The 15,761-nt window shown below is 61.3% G+C and carries 14 protein-coding genes; 5 read left to right on the forward strand and 9 right to left on the reverse strand.

What is annotated here, in order from left to right; all coding sequences use genetic code 11:
• Positions 1-74: 74 nt before the first annotated feature.
• Positions 75-452 (reverse strand): preprotein translocase subunit SecG, encoded by a 378-nt coding sequence (gene secG, locus E2K80_RS01715; protein WP_135372164.1) that lies wholly within the window; start codon positions 450-452, stop codon positions 75-77.
• A 244-nt stretch (positions 453-696) separates the two neighbouring features.
• Here secG and E2K80_RS01720 point away from each other — a divergent pair, with 244 nt between their 5' ends.
• Together E2K80_RS01720 and E2K80_RS01725 are read left to right on the forward strand one after the other, a co-directional pair.
• Positions 697-1,989, forward strand: coding sequence for an adenylosuccinate synthase (locus E2K80_RS01720; RefSeq protein ID WP_135372166.1), 1,293 nt, complete (start codon positions 697-699; stop codon positions 1,987-1,989).
• 125 nt (positions 1,990-2,114) lie between these two features.
• Positions 2,115-2,351: a DUF2842 domain-containing protein gene (locus tag E2K80_RS01725; protein WP_135372168.1), complete on the forward strand. Its 237-nt coding sequence runs from the start codon at positions 2,115-2,117 to the stop codon at positions 2,349-2,351.
• A gap of 279 nt (positions 2,352-2,630) precedes the next feature.
• Here E2K80_RS01725 and E2K80_RS01730 read toward each other — a convergent pair whose 3' ends face one another.
• The 3 genes from E2K80_RS01730 to E2K80_RS01740 all read right to left on the reverse strand — a co-directional run bounded on the left by E2K80_RS01730 (position 2,631) and on the right by E2K80_RS01740 (position 7,780).
• A complete protein-coding gene (locus tag E2K80_RS01730) occupies positions 2,631-2,837 on the reverse strand; it encodes a cold-shock protein (RefSeq protein WP_135372170.1) in 207 nt (68 codons plus the stop codon).
• A gap of 684 nt (positions 2,838-3,521) precedes the next feature.
• Entirely contained in the window at positions 3,522-6,044 is a 2,523-nt protein-coding gene (locus E2K80_RS01735) for a glycosyltransferase (protein ID WP_135372173.1), read from the reverse strand.
• 344 nt (positions 6,045-6,388) lie between these two features.
• Positions 6,389-7,780 carry an aminotransferase gene (locus E2K80_RS01740; protein ID WP_135372176.1) on the reverse strand — a complete coding sequence of 464 codons (1,392 nt, stop codon included), beginning with the start codon at positions 7,778-7,780 and terminating at the stop codon, positions 6,389-6,391.
• 440 nt (positions 7,781-8,220) lie between these two features.
• On the opposite strand from E2K80_RS01740, the gene E2K80_RS01745 reads away from it, so the two are divergent.
• From E2K80_RS01745 to E2K80_RS01755, 3 genes are all read left to right on the forward strand, one after another.
• Positions 8,221-8,568, forward strand: a complete 348-nt coding sequence (locus tag E2K80_RS01745) for a hypothetical protein (protein ID WP_135372178.1) — start codon at positions 8,221-8,223, stop codon at positions 8,566-8,568.
• Positions 8,569-8,789: 221 nt separating this feature from the next.
• A complete protein-coding gene (locus E2K80_RS01750; RefSeq protein WP_135372180.1) occupies positions 8,790-10,316 on the forward strand; it encodes an ATP-dependent DNA helicase in 1,527 nt (508 codons plus the stop codon).
• On the forward strand, positions 10,313-11,041 hold the full coding sequence (locus E2K80_RS01755; protein ID WP_135372182.1) for an SDR family oxidoreductase: 729 nt from the start codon (positions 10,313-10,315) through the stop codon (positions 11,039-11,041). Before E2K80_RS01750 ends, E2K80_RS01755 begins: the two co-directional genes overlap by 4 nt.
• Positions 11,042-11,070: 29 nt before the next feature.
• Here E2K80_RS01755 and E2K80_RS01760 read toward each other — a convergent pair whose 3' ends face one another.
• The 5 genes from E2K80_RS01760 to E2K80_RS01780 all read right to left on the reverse strand — a co-directional run bounded on the left by E2K80_RS01760 (position 11,071) and on the right by E2K80_RS01780 (position 15,761).
• Complete coding sequence (locus E2K80_RS01760; protein ID WP_135372184.1) at positions 11,071-11,823, reverse strand: TIGR02186 family protein; 753 nt, start codon at positions 11,821-11,823, stop codon at positions 11,071-11,073.
• The gene (locus E2K80_RS01765) at positions 11,820-12,746 is read right to left on the reverse strand and encodes a sulfite exporter TauE/SafE family protein (protein ID WP_135372186.1); all 927 of its coding nucleotides are present in this window, start codon (positions 12,744-12,746) and stop codon (positions 11,820-11,822) included. Before E2K80_RS01765 ends, E2K80_RS01760 begins: the two co-directional genes overlap by 4 nt.
• A 291-nt stretch (positions 12,747-13,037) precedes the next feature.
• On the reverse strand, positions 13,038-14,015 hold the full coding sequence (locus tag E2K80_RS01770; RefSeq protein ID WP_135372188.1) for an ABC transporter permease: 978 nt from the start codon (positions 14,013-14,015) through the stop codon (positions 13,038-13,040).
• A gap of 4 nt (positions 14,016-14,019) precedes the next feature.
• Entirely contained in the window at positions 14,020-14,646 is a 627-nt protein-coding gene (locus tag E2K80_RS01775) for a LysE family translocator (RefSeq protein ID WP_238475617.1), read from the reverse strand.
• Positions 14,647-14,651: 5 nt separating this feature from the next.
• Positions 14,652-15,761: an ABC transporter permease gene (locus tag E2K80_RS01780; protein ID WP_135372192.1), complete on the reverse strand. Its 1,110-nt coding sequence runs from the start codon at positions 15,759-15,761 to the stop codon at positions 14,652-14,654.

The raw sequence follows: 15,761 nt of genomic DNA on the forward strand, positions 1-15,761 counted from the left end.
TCGCAGCAAAAGGACAAGCGAAACGCTACATGATGTTAAATGACCGGGCGGAAACCCCAGATTTATCCGTCAGATTATTCGTCTGCGCGTGGTGGCAGGGCCGGGGCATCACCGGAACTGGGCGGCAGAAGTGTCGAGGCGGGCGGCAGAAGCCCGTCTGCCGGGGATGTCTCCCCCTCTTCTGCGGGCGCGATCAGGCCTGAGCCATCGAGAACCGAATCCGAGGACGAGTTCTGTGCCGCGATGATCGTCAGCGTGATCGAGGTGGCCAGAAACGCGATGGCAAAGCCCCAGGTCAGTTTGCCAAGGGCGGTTGCCGCCTGACGCCCGGTCATCACACCGCCGCCGCCTCCGCCGATCCCAAGACCGCCCCCTTCGGAGCGCTGCAACAGCACCACGCCGATCAGGCAAATGGCCAGGATCAGATGGATGACGAGAATGATGTTTTCCATGGGTGCGTCTGCTGCCTGATTTTTGGTCGCTGCTTGTTTATGGGATGCGACAGGCCGCCGCAAGTGTGGATCGCCCTCCTTTACGCCGGAAAACCCTTGGTTGCGCAACTGTTTTCTGGCGCGGCTGCCGAACCGGCGGCTGGCTGCGATGCGCGGTTGAACAAACCTGTTTCGCCCCGGGCCATGCAGGGCTATACCGTCACGGGTTTCGGGAATAGGCTTGGCAAGAAGGGGCTTCACAGACATGGCCAATGTGGTGGTGGTCGGCGCACAATGGGGCGATGAGGGCAAAGGCAAGATTGTCGACTGGCTGAGCGAACGCGCCGATGTGATCGCGCGGTTTCAGGGCGGCCATAACGCGGGCCACACGCTTGTGATCGAGGGCGAGGTTTACAAGCTCCATGCGCTGCCCTCTGGCGTGGTGCGGGGCGGCAAGCTGTCGGTGATCGGCAATGGTGTGGTGCTGGACCCCTGGCATCTGATTGGCGAGATCGAGGGTCTGCGTGCCCAGGGGGTGGAGATCACGCCCGAGACGCTGATGATTGCCGAGAACACGCCGCTGATCCTGCCGATCCACGGGGAGCTTGACCGGGCGCGCGAGAGCCAGAATTCCGTGGCCAAGATCGGCACCACCGGCCGCGGGATCGGCCCGGCCTATGAGGATAAGGTGGGCCGCCGGTCGGTTCGGGTCGCCGATCTGGCCGATGAGGCGACGCTGGAATTGCGGGTGGACCGGGCGCTGGTCCATCATGACGCGTTGCGCCGGGGGCTGGGCCTGCCCGAGGTGGACCGTGCCGCGCTGATCAGCGCCCTGCACGAGATCGCAGCCCAGGTGTTGCCCTATGCCAAACCGGTCTGGAAAGTGCTGAATGAGGCGCGGCGCGCGGGCAAGCGTATCCTGTTTGAGGGTGCGCAGGGCGCGCTTCTGGATATTGATTTCGGAACCTACCCGTTTGTGACCTCGTCCAATGTGATTGCCGGTCAGGCCGCAACCGGTGTGGGGGTCGGCCCGGGCTCGATTGATTTCGTGCTGGGGATTGTGAAAGCCTATACAACCCGGGTGGGCGAAGGCCCGTTTCCGACGGAACTGAATGATGCGGATGGCCAGCGCCTTGGGGAACAGGGCAATGAGTTTGGCACCACCACCGGGCGCAAACGCCGCTGTGGCTGGTTCGATGCGATGCTGGTGCGCCAGACCTGTGCAACCTCGGGCGTCAAAGGCATTTCGCTGACCAAGCTGGATGTGCTGGACGGGTTTGAGGAGCTGAAGATTTGCGTGGGCTATAACCTGGATGGAAAGCAGCTTGATTATCTGCCCACCGCCGCCGATCAGCAGGCCCGGGTCACCCCGGTCTATGAGACGATGAAGGGCTGGGCAGAATCGACCGCCGGGGCCCGATCCTGGGCCGATCTGCCGGGCGAGGCGGTGAAATATGTGCGCCGGATCGAAGAGCTGATCCAATGCCCGGTGGCGCTTCTGTCCACCTCGCCCGAGCGGGATGACACCATTCTGGTGACCGACCCGTTTGCTGATTAAAGCGTTTTGCGTTTTATATGAGGCAATCCAATCGAAAACCGCGTTCGAGCCGAAGGCGAGAGGCAGCGGTTTTCGGTAAAGATCAAACGCAAACCGCTATAAACCGTTATAAAAAGGGGCTGCCCATGGCGTTGAGCTACAAAACAAGACGGCGGCTGTCCTTGTTGATCCTGCTGCTGGGGTTGCCTGCTTATATCGGTGCGGTCTGGTTTGTGACCAGCCTGTTTGACCGCCCGTCGATTGTGGTCGAATTGCTGATCTACATTGTACTGGGCATCTTATGGGCCTTGCCGTTCAGGGCCGTGTTTCGCGGGGTGGGCAAGGCCGACCCGGATGCCCCGCCGTCCTCTGAGGATCGTTGAGCCGGCCATGGATGGCTTTGCCTGAGCATTTTCCGAAAAACCTGCCTCACATAGCGCTGCCTGAAATCAAATATTTCAACCTGTTATGTGATGTGCCTGTCTCGCCCATTCGGAATTCTGCAGAATTCCGAATGGGAAAACTCCAGTTTTCCCTGTCGTTTTCCTTGAGGAAAACGCTTCCGGAAAGATGCTGCAAGCTATCACATGAAAAACGGGCGCTGCCCGAAGGCGCGCCCGTCTGAAATCTCTGATCCTGCCGCTAGGGGCAGGGGCGTTGGCTTACGCCAGGGCCAGGTTCGTTGCGCTTTCGCGGCCGTCACGGCCAGCTTCCACGTCGAATGTGACCTTCTGGCCATCATTCAGGCCGGTCAGACCGGCGCGTTCCACGGCCGAGATGTGCACGAACACGTCGCGCGAACCACCTTCGGGCTCGATAAAGCCGAAGCCTTTTGTTGAGTTGAACCATTTTACGGTGCCATTGGCCATCCGCTTTCTCCTTTAAAATCAACTGCCCGCATTGTGCGGCAGCGATGGCGTCAGTCAGTAGCAGGTCGAGTCGTGGCGCCTATGGTAGGGAGACAGCGGGTCGATATGCGGTAACGGTCGCACCGTGCATATGGGGCGGGTCGGATCACAAAGCAAGAAAATTCGCAGCAGGCGGCGATCAACCGCCGATGGAACGGGCGCGCAGGAGCAGGATTGCCAGCGCAGCCAGCCCCGCCGAGGCACCCGCGCAACTGGCGATCCAGCCGGAATACCAGACCTAAAGCACCCTGCCTTAAACTTGAATCACAAATACCCTGCCACGCTTCGCGTTCTCGGGACATTTGTGATGCGCGATGTCTCAGGTTTAAGGCAGCATGCTGTAGCTGGGCCGCAGCCGCGATCACGGCGGCGACAAGGCAGCACCGGGGGTTTCCTGTCAAATCGCGGCCCAACCGGTGAACCGGACGGTTCGGGGGTCAGAGACTGGCCCAATCGGTGAAACGAAAGCTCGTCGGGTGATGCCGCCGCCCGGGCGGGGGCCGTAAACCAGTGCAGGTTCCCTGCGTGCTGGCTGGTAGGATTTGGTATTCTGGCTCATGGGGGAACCCCTCCCTTATCTGTCCTGCGTAAAGCCATCTGGATATGGGTCGCGGCACAAGGCCGAAGGGTTCAATGCCGAAGGGATCAATCCCCGGTTTTGGTGATGCCCTCCTGTGTCCGGCAGATCACAGCGGACAGATTGGTGATCAGCTGCGCGGTATCGGTCATCGGCAGGATATGATGGGGCGGGCCTGCTGCGCACAGGGCCTCGGCCTGGGCGCCCAGATCGAAACAGATCACCGGCAGGCCGGTGGCCAGCGCCTCATGTGTGGTAAACGAAAACGTCTCGGGCCAGACCGAGGGGATCAGCCAGTGGCTGAGATGATAGCGCGCGACCAGATCGGGAATATCGGCACATGCATAACGCCCATGGACCGTGACCCAATCGGGCAGGGGGTAATGACTGTCGAAATTGCCGATGATCGCCAGATCGAAAGGCCGTGTGTTCTGGCCGTCAAGGGCGGCGCAGAGATCAGAGATCACCGCCGCGCCTTTCTGCAATCCGATATCGCCCAGCACGCCCAGAACCGGGCGCGGCCCCGGTCGCGCTGTGCTGAGAAGCGGGGACATGTCCGGCATCTCATGAGGTTTTACACGGATTCGCGCCTCCATGCCCGGGTAAGCCCTGGCCACCAAAGCACGGCTGCTTTGGGAAAAGACGGTCAGTTGATCGGCTGCGCTGATCGCCTCTCCCCAAAGGGCGCGCCATTCGCCAAGCAAGACCCGGCGGCCATCGGCCCGCAGCACGCTATGGCGTTTCGAGATGGTGTCGCGCGCGGGCAGGCCTGCAAACCGCCCGTCATCGCCCAGCAGCACATAAGACGGGCTGAGCGGGAAGAAATCATGGAACAGAATCTCCAGCCGGTCCTGCGCCCCGCGTTTCAGACGGGTCAGAAACCCGGGCAGAGAGGCCGGATCACGATCGCCGACACCACAGGAATAGATCACATGGCGCGCCGGGATACAGGCCAGCAAATCGGCCACGAGATCAAGGCTGTCTGCGGCGCCTGTGATCCGCCCCCGGCCTGTGTGCAGGTCAACCTGCATCCGGGGCCCGCTGCCGACCCTCAACACAATTATCGGGGTGCCCGTGGCTATGTGGCGGGTGATCTCACGCTCAAGACAGGTTTCGGCCCCGCCGCCCAGACTATGGGCCAGATAGATCGGCAAAGGGTCTGGTGACAGGCTGGCCGCCCAGGCAATGGCCAGGGCAACACGGCCCGCTGCCAGCGGATCAGCGGCGATGAAATTCTGCACATCGGCGTCAAAGCGGGGATAGCGCCGGGTCAGGATTATGCCGCTTTGGCGCAGCAATTCCTGCTTTTGCACCTGCCCGAAGCTTTCGCCGCCGCGATGTTCGACAAACAGCCCGGACAGCCCCAGATGCCTGCCACCAAGCGCTTTCACCTTCTGGCACCAGTCAACCTCTTCGCCATACCCCCGCCCGAAACCGGTATCGAATTGCGGCACCCGGGCCAGATAGGCGTGATTGATCGCCATACAAAACCCGACGGCTGTTGGCGCCGCGCCTTGCGTGATCCCGGGGGTAAGCCGCCGCGCGACCCGGTCAATCGCCTCGGCCTGACCCGGGGCCAGGGTGCTGGGCTGGCAGATCAGCGGAACCGAATAGATTTCCGCATCGTTTGACATCGGGGTGACGCTGGCAACGGTTTCGTCTTCGCAGATAGGGCGTAGCAGGCGACTGGCCCAGCCTTCGGGCACAAGGGCGTCAGAATTCAGCAGGATGATGTGATTGCCCAATGTGTCTGCGCGCTGCAACCCGAGGTTGACGCTGCCGACAAAGCCCAGATTTTCGCGGTTCTCGATCAACTCGACCGGGGCGCCGGGGCCCAACCCGTCCCGCCAGTGCCGCAGAAAGGGCCGCACCGCCAGATCGGTGGAACAATCCTCGATCACGATCAGCCGAAATGGCAGATCTGTGTGTCGCAAGACCCGGTCCAGCATCTCGGGCAGCAGCGAAAACGCATTATGGATCGGCAGGATGAGTGTGACGGGCGTGGCCGGGGGGATCCTGGGCGGCGTGTCGGCGGGCAGAAAAAGCCTGTCCGGCATCGTCGTGCTGTGCGAAGGGCGATCATCCAGCGCAAGCGCGGATCTGAGCAGCCCCCGCTGCCTGTCATCATTGGTCAGGCGCCAGCGCAGGAAAAGCGGCAGGGACCGCGCCAGCCGCCCCAGAAAGCCGGGAAGCAGGCCAAGCCGCGCCATGGCCATGGGCAGACCGCCGGGCCCCGGGACCGGTTGGTCATAATGCAGCCCGTCGGCAATGGTGGTGATTGTCAGCCCGACATTGCCACGGGGCAGGCGCAATTCGAACCCCAGTTGCTGATGATCCGGCATGCCCGGCACCCCGGTCACATCAGGCCGGGCGATATTTGGGCGCATATCGGCAGATTGCCTGCCATCGCCCAGCACGACCCGGGAGGCCAGACACCAGCCGACCATATGCACATGATCCCGGGTCAGATCATAGAAATCGACATATCCCAACGGGGTCTCAGGGTCCGGGCCCAAAGGAAACCCGCGCACCCGCGTGATGATATGCTGATCCACATATCTGCGGAACACCGATTGCAGGCTTGATATCATCGCCGCCCGGAACGCCCGTCAGACCGCGTATCAACCCCATATATGGCCATCGCGGCAAAAGCCGCAGACGGGGTTTCTATCGCTTCGGTCTGACATTCCGCACCACCCCGCATCACCCACCTGCCCGGCGGCACCGCCGGGCAGCGCCCCCTCGGTTCGGGCGCTGCCCTCTGCGCAATGCATATATGTTGCAGAATTTTGGGCCGAAGCTTTAAGAAACCAGACACTTTACGCACCATCTCTTCCTTGCAGATTTCGGGCTTAAAGCGTTTTGGTTAATAATCTGCCTCGCAAAATACGGCCTTTTGTTTTCGGCCTGCTTCTGGTTTTTGATATGGCCCGTTTCAGGGTGATCCCGAGATGTTCTTGCCCAGAATCTCTGCCACAGCCTCGGTTGTGGCGGCGACGATTATATCGGCCTCTTCCCGCGTCAGGCAAAGCGGTGGGGCAAAGCCGATAATATCGCCCTGGGGCATGGCGCGCGCGATGACACCCCGGCGGCCCATGGCGGCGACAATCTGCGGGGTGATCTTCTGGCCCGGGTCGAAATAGCGGCGGCTGTCACGATCAGCGATCAGTTCGACCGCGGTCATCATCCCTTCGCCCCTGATCTCACCCACATGGGGGTGATCGCCCATTGCGGCCTGCATCTGTGTGGTCAGATAAAGGCCAACCGTGGCTGCATTTTCCACCAGTCCCAGGCTGTCGATCAGTTTGAGGTTGGCCACACCCGCTGCCGCCCCGATCGGATGGGCGGAATAGGTCCAGCCATGGCCAAGCGACCCGTATTCATCCGTGCCCTGTTCCAGAACCGCCCAGACCTTGTCGGACATGATCGACCCGGAAAGCGGCGCATAGGCCGAGGTCAGACCCTTGGCGATGGTCATGATATCGGGTTTCAGCCCATAGGCGGGGCTGGCGAACATATGGCCCAGACGGCCAAAGCCGGTGATCACCTCATCGGCGATCAGCAGGATGTCATGCTTTTCGAGGATCGGGGTGATCGCGTCCCAATAACCCGCAGGCGGGGGCACGATGCCGCCGGTGCCCAGCATCGGTTCGGCAATAAAAGCGGCGATGGTATCGGCCCCCTCCGCCGCGATCAGGTCTTCCAGATCGGCGGCACATTGGGCGGTGAACTGGGCCTCGGACTGGCCCAGATCATCGCGGCGGTAATAATAGGGGCAGGTGGTATGGCGCACCGTGTCCAGCGGCAGGTCGAATTTCCGGTGAAACAGGCTCAACCCGGTCAGCGATCCGCTCATCAACCCGGATCCGTGATAGGCGCGCCAGCGGCTGATGATCTTCTTTTTCGCAGGTCTGCCCAGGATGTTGTTGTAATACCAGACCAGTTTTACGTTGGTTTCATTCGCGTCCGACCCGCCCTGGCCGAAAAACACTTTCGACATATGGTCCGGCACCCGGTCCATCACCATTTTGGCCAGCGTGACCGAGGCCTCGGTGCCATGGCCCATATAGGCGTGGTAATAGGCAAGCTCGCGCGCCTGATCGGCAATGGCTTCAACGATTTCGGTGCGCCCATAACCCGCGTTCACGCAGTAAAGACCGGCAAAAGCGTCCAGCATCCGCGTGCCGTCACGGTCGATGATATGGCAGCCTTTCGCGCCCGAGATGATCCGACCCGGGATGTCACCCCGGGCATGCTGGGCCAGATGGGTGGAGGGATGGAAAAAGTTCTCCCGATCCCATTTCGCAATCTCATCATTGGTCAGCATGATCCGTCCTTCGCTTCCGGGGTGCCGCAAGCTTGGGCCATGGCGGGGGTGGTATGCAACACCCAAACCTCTCCCGGGGATCGGGCCGTTTTTAACAGCATTGTGATCCGCCTGTCAGAATACAGCGCCCCGCCTTTCACTTTGGTTATGATATATCGCCAATACCCCGGGAACGCCAAAGGCGGGGCAGGGTATTGGGGAGGCAGGTTTAAGGCGGGGCGCTATAGTGGAAATATTTCGCTACAGCGAAATCGGTTTATTCCACACCATCGCTTATGGAGATTCGCGTTTTAGATCAGCAGTTTGCTGATCGATAGGCAGAGGGTTTTGATTCAGATTAAATGATTTCTGCGCTAATATTCACTATACCCCAAGAGTTTTTTTGAGTTTTTCAAATTTCTTACCTATACGTAAATTCAGGTTCGAGGGGGCCGCCTATTATGAGTATCGTTTCCCGCACCGATGCCATGGTGGAATGCGCATTGGAGCTTTTGTTGCATGATGCCGGTCCGAAGATGGATGTGGTCAAGATTCTGGTCAATCGCTGGCCAGAGGCCACCGGTCTCCAATTGATGGTGGCCTTGATCGGGGCCGCAAATGCGATTGAACAGGTCTATGCCGTCGGCAGCCCCGCGCGGCTGGATGCCGATCGTGCGATACGCCGGGCGGTGTTGCTGTCGCTTGACCTCTATGCGCTTGAATCCCGGGGTATCAGCCCGGCGCGCGGGCGCGACCTGCTGGCCTTCTGGGGCGAAGAAGCCTCTGAAGCCGGATCAGATTCCCCCTGAACGGATCGCACTGCGGGATGAAGGGCCCCCTGTGATCGGCGGTTGTCGGTTGCCGCTCCTGTGACGAGGCCTGCGGTTTTCGATGCAGGTTTGACCTGAAACATTCTACAGCACCCTGCTTTACACCCGAGACATCGCGCATCACAAATATCCCGGGGTCGCGAAGCGTGGCAGGGTATTTGTGATTCAAGTTTAAGGCAGGGTGCTTTAGGGTCGCGGCCATGTCATCCCCTGCAATCTCATTCTCCGACGATCAGGCCAGTGCCTATGATGCGATCACAGATATGCTGCGCAGCGCTGGTGTGGATCTGGACCGTGATATGCTGACACCGATGTCTGACGGTCAATCCGCCGTCATGGCGGTGATCGGCAAGGCGGGCAGCGGCAAGACCCTGCTGCTGGCCCATCTGGTCGGCGCATTGGAAAGCGCGGGCGTTGATCTGGTTTCGGGCGATTGGGAGGGGCGCAGGCGCAAAGACCGGCGCACGGTTGCGATACTGGCCCCCACCAACAAGGCCGCCAGCGTGTTGCGCAATCGCGGTGTGCCCGCAACCACCATTCACCGTATCCTTTATACGCCTGTCTATGACCCGGAATATGAGAAGGTCGCGGAATGGCTCGCCGGGCAGGGGGAGCGCCCGGAGATCGAGGCGCTGACCGATGCGGCGCTGGACCGGGCCAAAACCGTATATGACGCCCATAAATCCGTACCTGCCGCACTGGCGGCGGCCGGGCTGCGCGGGTCGGATTTCATCACCGGCTGGAAACGCCGGGAGGACCCGCTGGATATCGGGCTGGTCGATGAAAGCTCGATGCTGGATGAAAAGCAGTTCGAGGATCTGCGCGAGATTTTCCCGACCCTTGTGCTGTTCGGGGACCCGGCACAGCTGGCCCCGGTGGGCCAGTCCGGCGCGATGGTGTTCGACAGGCTGCAAGGCCCCCGCAAGCAGGAGCTGGCCCGCGTCCACCGGCAGGAGGCCGATAACCCGATCCTTGATCTGGCCCATGCTCTGGGGGATCCGTCGCTCAGCTTCGAGGCGTTCGAGCGGATGATCGAAGAGGCCGCCCGCACCGATGACCGGATTGTCGTGGCCCCCCGCGCCGATAGCGACCTGATGGCCCGCAGCCCGGTTCTGGTCTGGCGCAATGCCACGCGTATCCGGCTGATCCGGGCATTTCGCATGGCCCATAACGCGCCGGAGGATGCGCTGCTGCCCGGCGAACCGATGATCTGCGACGGGATCGAACTGCCGGTCAAACATCGCAAGAAACGCATTGATCTGGAGGCGCGCGGCCTGATCAAGGGCGCGCAGGTGGTCTATGTCGGCCCCGGCAAAAAGCCCGGGTTTTCGCGGCTGCATGTGGTGGGGGCGGAAAGCCCGCGCCTTTCGGCGGCCTCGATCGTGAAGATTGAAAAACCGGGTGAGGAAGAACCGTTTATCCCCTTCGCCGCGCGGATGGGGGCGGCGTTTCTGCATGGGGCTGCGGTGACCACCCATAAGGCGCAAGGCTCCCAATGGCCGACAGTGCAGGTCTTTGCCCCCGATCTTTATGCCGCCGCACGCTCGGGCCGGGAGGAGGCCGGGCAGGCCCTGTGGAAACGGCTGGCCTATGTGGCCATCACCCGGGCGGAAGAAAGGCTGATCTGGGTCACGCGCTATATGCTGTCAAAACCGCAATCCGTGCTGGGGGTTGAGGATCTGGCGGTGCCGGTGGCGCCGCTGGCACTGGAAACGGAGGAGACATGAAAACCATTCTGATCACCGGGGCCAGTTCCGGCATCGGGCGCGCCACGGCAGAGCTGTTTCTGGCCGAGGGCTGGCGCGTGGGTCTTCTGGCGCGCCGGGCCGATATGCTGGAGGATATGGCATCAGGTCTTGAAACCGCGCTGCCATTGCCTGCCGATGTATGCGATCCGGCTCAGGTTGAGGCTGCGGTGACTGCGATTACTGAGACCTGGGGGCGGCTGGATGTGGTGTTCAACAATGCGGGTATCTTCACGCCCCAGGGCCTGATTGACGAGATCGACCCGGAGGACTGGACCCGGTCTGTCGCGGTAAACCTGACCGGCATGTTCAACACTGCCCGCGCGGCCTTTGCCCAAATGCGGGCGCAGGCACCCCGGGGCGGGCGGATCATCAACAATGGGTCGCTCTCGGCGCACAGCCCGCGCGAGGGGTCGGTCTGCTACACCACCACCAAACACGGGGTGTCGGGCCTGACCAAGACCCTGGCGCTGGACGGTCGGGCCTTCGGGATCGCGGCGGGGCAGATTGATATCGGCAATGCCCGGACCGAGTTGGTGGATCGGTTGAACGACCGGCTGCTGGCGGAGGGCAAACCCCTGATGGATATGATGGATGTCGCTGACGCCGCGCGCTCGGTTCTGCATATGGCCAGCTTGCCGGCCTCGGCCAATGTGCTGTTCCAGACCGTGCTGGCGACGAACATGCCCTATGTGGGCCGTGGCTGACGGACAGGCCGGGCCAATGGTCTTGGTCGTCAGGTGCGGATATAGCGGAAGACCGCAGAGGCCAGCCAGCCCGCCGCTATCGCGATGACCAGCGACAGAATGCCATAGATCAGCGGGCGCTCATGGGCGAGGTTGTAGATCAACCGCTCCAACCCGACTTTGCGCACTGAAATATGGGTGTCGTATTCAGCCACGATTTCCCGGTCACGGGTCAGGAATATCCGCGTACGGTACTCTCCCTCGACCAGATTGGCGGGCAGACGCACGGATGTGTCGAACAGCGTTTCGTCACGCAGCATCACCGCCCCCTCGTTCAGCTGATACAGCCCCTCGGATGCGCGGATACGGATCAGTGCATCGGTAAAGCGGGTCTGTTCATCCACATTCATACCAACCGCCCGAACCGCGCGATTGACCGATACCCGGTGCCGCAGATCATTGGTGTCGCTCAGGACCTCGGTGAAGGGGGCTGTGGTCGAAACCGCATAGAAGCTGGGCGCTTCATCCACCTCGGCGGCGTCTGTGTTGATCCAGATGCCATAGCGGTGATCCTTGCGGCGCACGGTCAGCGGATGGCTTGGGCCCTCGACGGTGATGATGACCTGCAGCGGCCCGCCTTCGGGGATTGCGGTTTCGCGCCGCACCGCGCCAAAGATCAGAATCTCGGACCCGTCGAAATTGGTGGTAATCTCGATCTCATCCCGGCTGAGACCGGCAACAACCTCTTCTGCCAGGACGGGTGCGGGCAGGAGCAACGCAAGGATCAGGAAAAGCCGGGTCAATGTCCGGGCCCCGCACTGCCGAGGGAGTAAAGTTCGGCCGGTTCCAGCAGCAAATCGAGGGCCAGCCGCCCGCAGACGATCAGCACCATGGCGGCAAGCAGGATGCGCAGTTGTTCGGCCTTCATCTTGACGCCGATGCGTGTGCCGATCTGTGCGCCGATGACACCCCCGACCAGCAACAGCACCGCCAGCACCATATCAACGGTGTAATTGGTTGTTGCGTGCAAAAGCGTGGCAAAACCGGTGACAAAAATGACCTGAAACAGTGAGGTGCCAACCACGACCTTTGTGGGCATCCCCAAAAGATAGATCATTGCGGGCACCATGATGAACCCGCCGCCCACGCCCATGATCGCGGCCAGGACACCGACCAGAAGGCCCACGATCAGCGGTGGGATAACCGAAATATACAGGCCTGAAGTGCGAAACCGCATCTTGAAGGGCAGGGCGTCAACCCAGCCCCGTCGGCGGCGTTTTGGGGGAGGCGACCCGCCTGCGGCACGAGCCCGCCGAATGGCACGCAGACTTTCGAAAAACATCAACCCGCCGATCAGGCCCAGAAACACAACATAACATAGCCGCACCATGAGATCGATCTGCCCCATAGCGGTCAGAAGCGCAAAAACCTGCACGCCTGTGGCAGCACCAGTAAGGCCACCGACCAGCAGAACAACGCCCATTTTCAGATCGACCGTTTTGCGTTTGAGATGGGCCAGAAGGCCGGAAAAGCTGGAAGCGACGATCTGGTTTGCTTCTGTCGCGACCGCCACGGCAGGCGGGATGCCGATGAAAAACAAAAGCGGGGTCATCAAAAATCCGCCGCCGACGCCAAACATGCCTGACAGAACGCCCACAAGCCCGCCTAAACCCAACAGAAGAAAGGCGTTAACGCTCACCTCGGCGATCGGTAGGTAGATTTGCATGCGTGGGCTGAGGCCTCCGGTTCCGTTGGGTTCGTTTAGCGCGCTGCCTGCGGATATGCCAGAGTGTCGCAGGCTGGTCTGCCTGCGACAGATCGGAACAGGCTGCGATGCGTTGCTTCAGATAAAGTGATCGTGACTGCAGGGGGCCGGAAAACACCTGTTTTCCGGCCGGAATTCCCGGGAATTCCAGTCGTACATCTCAAATGCGCGTTTTGGAAAACTCCGGTTTTCCACACGGAATTCTCGAAAATTCCGAAGATCCATACCTGAACCCGTCACATACCGTGGGGGTTAGCGCTCTTTCACATAAGCCTCGCCGCCCGCGCGCGGCGGGATCGCCTTGCCAACGAAGCCCGCCAGTATCACCACCGTCAGGATATAGGGCAGGGCCTGCATGAACTGGACCGGGATGGTGACGCCGATCACCTCGATATTCTGATACCGGTTGCCGACCGCATCCAGCAACCCGAACAGAAGGCAGGCATAAAGCGCATACCACGGTCGCCATTTGGCAAAAATCAGCGCGGCCAGCGCAATGAACCCGCGCCCCGCGCTCATCTCTTTCACAAATCCCGCGGCCAGCCCGGTGGCAAGATAGGCCCCCGCAATGCCACAGAGAACCCCGCAGATCATCACCGCCGCATAGCGCGCGCCGACAACCGAGATACCGGCGGTATCCACAGCGGCGGGGTTTTCACCCACCGCCCGCAGGCGGAGGCCGAAACGGGTGCGAAACAGAACCCACCAGGTCAGCGGCACAATCGCCAGCGCGACATAAACCAGAATCGAATGGCCCGAGATCAGTTCCGAATAGATCTGGCCGACAGGGCCTTGCTGGGCAACGCCCCGGATCGTGGATTCCGCACCTGGCAGGGTGATGTTGCCAAACCGCGCAACACCGCTCAGCGCCGGTGTGCGCCCGCCCTGTGAAAACCAGGTCTGTGCGATCACCACAGTCATCCCTGCGGCAAGGAAATTGATCGCCACGCCCGAGATCAGCTGATTGCCCCGGAAGGTGATCGAGGCCAGACCATGCAGCCCGGAGAGCAGCATCGAGGCCAGTATACCGGCCAGCAACCCGATCCAGACCGACCCGGAGGTATAGGCAATGGCGGCCGAGAAAAACGCCGCCGCAAGGATTTTGCCCTCCAGCCCGATGTCGAAAATACCGGCCCGTTCAGAATACAGCCCCGCAAGACAGGCCAGCAAAAGCGGGGTGGCCAGCCTGACGGAGGAGTCGAGAAGCTGAAGGATGGTCAGGAAATCCATGTGCTCAGCTCCGGCTGGTGGTGAGTTTGAAAGCAGCGAAGGTGAACATCACACCCAGGGTTACCTCGATCCCCCGTCGCGCAAGCGCGTAAATCGCGATGACCGGTCCGGTGGAAAACGCAACCGCATAGGCCAGATGGCCAAGAAGCGAAAGCGCGGTGGCCGAGATCACCAGAAGCGCGCCGATCTGCCAGGGTGCCCCGGCGCCCAGCCCGATCGAGACAATCGCGATCCATTGCAGGGCGGCCTTGGGGTTGGTCATCTGGATGGTCAGCCCCCTGAGAACCATGTTGCAGCCATCGGTCTCCTGCGGGCTTAGATCGGCCTGATCGGGCCGGGCGGCAGACCGGAAGGCCTTGATCGCCAGCCACAGAAGATAGGCCGCGCCGAAAAGCTTCAGCACCACCATCGCCCCCGCATAGGCGGTGATCAGCGTGGCCAGTCCGGCCACCGTCATTGTGGCCCAAAGGCCCGAGCCAAGCCCGATGCCAATGGCCAGGGCCGCGCCCTGCGCCCGCCCGCGCGCCATGGAGGTGCCCATCACAGCCAGAATATTCGGCCCCAGAACAAGAAACCCCATAGAGAAGATACCAAGGGCCAGAAACAGGCCGGGAAGATGCTCTGCAATCATATCCATTACTCCGCTGGGGTTTCACGACTGTCGCGGCGGCGCAGGCTGAGGAACAGTTTTTCCATCGGCATCCGCACCATATTGTCAAGCGCACCGGTGAACAGGATCACCAGCGCCTGGATCACCACCACCATTTCACGGCTGATCGCGGGCATCTCGAATTCCAGCTCGGCACCGCCCTGATAGAGCACACCGAACAGGATCGCGGCCAGCAACACGCCCACCGGGTGGGATCGGCCCATCAGCGCCACGGCAATGCCCACAAAGCCTGCCCCTCCGACCTGGCCGATGACCAGACGTTCCGCCTCCCCCATGACCGAGTTGATCGACATCAGACCGGCCAGCCCGCCCGAGATCAGCATGGACACCATGATGATCCTGACCGGGTTGATCCCGGCATAAACGGCGGCCGTTTCCGAATGGCCAAAGGCGCGGATTTCATAGCCCAGACGGGTGCGCCAGATCAGGAACCAGACCAGAAAACAGGCCAGCAGTGCCAGCAGGAAGGAAATATTCAGGGGCGTGGAGGCGCGGAACCCCAGCCAGGGCACGATATCAGCCGCGGTGGGCAAATGCGCCGCCTCGCCAAAGCGCGCGGTTTCAGGCGCCATATTGCCCGGCACGCGGAACACATTGACCAGCAGATAGACCAGCAGACTGGCGGCGATATAGTTGAACATGATCGTGGTGATCACGATATGGCTGCCGCGTTTGGCCTGCAGATAGGCCGGGATCGCAGCCCAGGCAGCCCCGAAGAGGGCCGCGCCCAGACAGGCGGCCAGCAGCGCCAGCGACCAATGGGGCCAGTTCACGCTCAGACAGACAAGTGCCACGCCAAGCCCGCCAAGCGCGGCCTGTCCCTCGCCCCCGATATTGAACATCCGGGCATGGAAGGCCACCGCCACCGCCAGCCCGGTAAAGATGAAATTCGTCGCGTAATAAAGCGTATAGCCCCAGCCATAGGCCGAGCCCATGGCACCGTTGACCATGACGCGCATCGCCTCAAACGGGCTTTCCCCGATATAGAGAACCACAAGGCCCGAGACGATCAGCGCCAGCAAAACCGAGATCAGCGGGATCAGGATCACATCGGCCCATTTCGGCATCTTATCCAT

The sequence above is a fragment of the Rhodophyticola sp. CCM32 genome, assembly GCF_004751985.1.
In the GTDB taxonomy this organism is placed as follows: domain Bacteria; phylum Pseudomonadota; class Alphaproteobacteria; order Rhodobacterales; family Rhodobacteraceae; genus Rhodophyticola.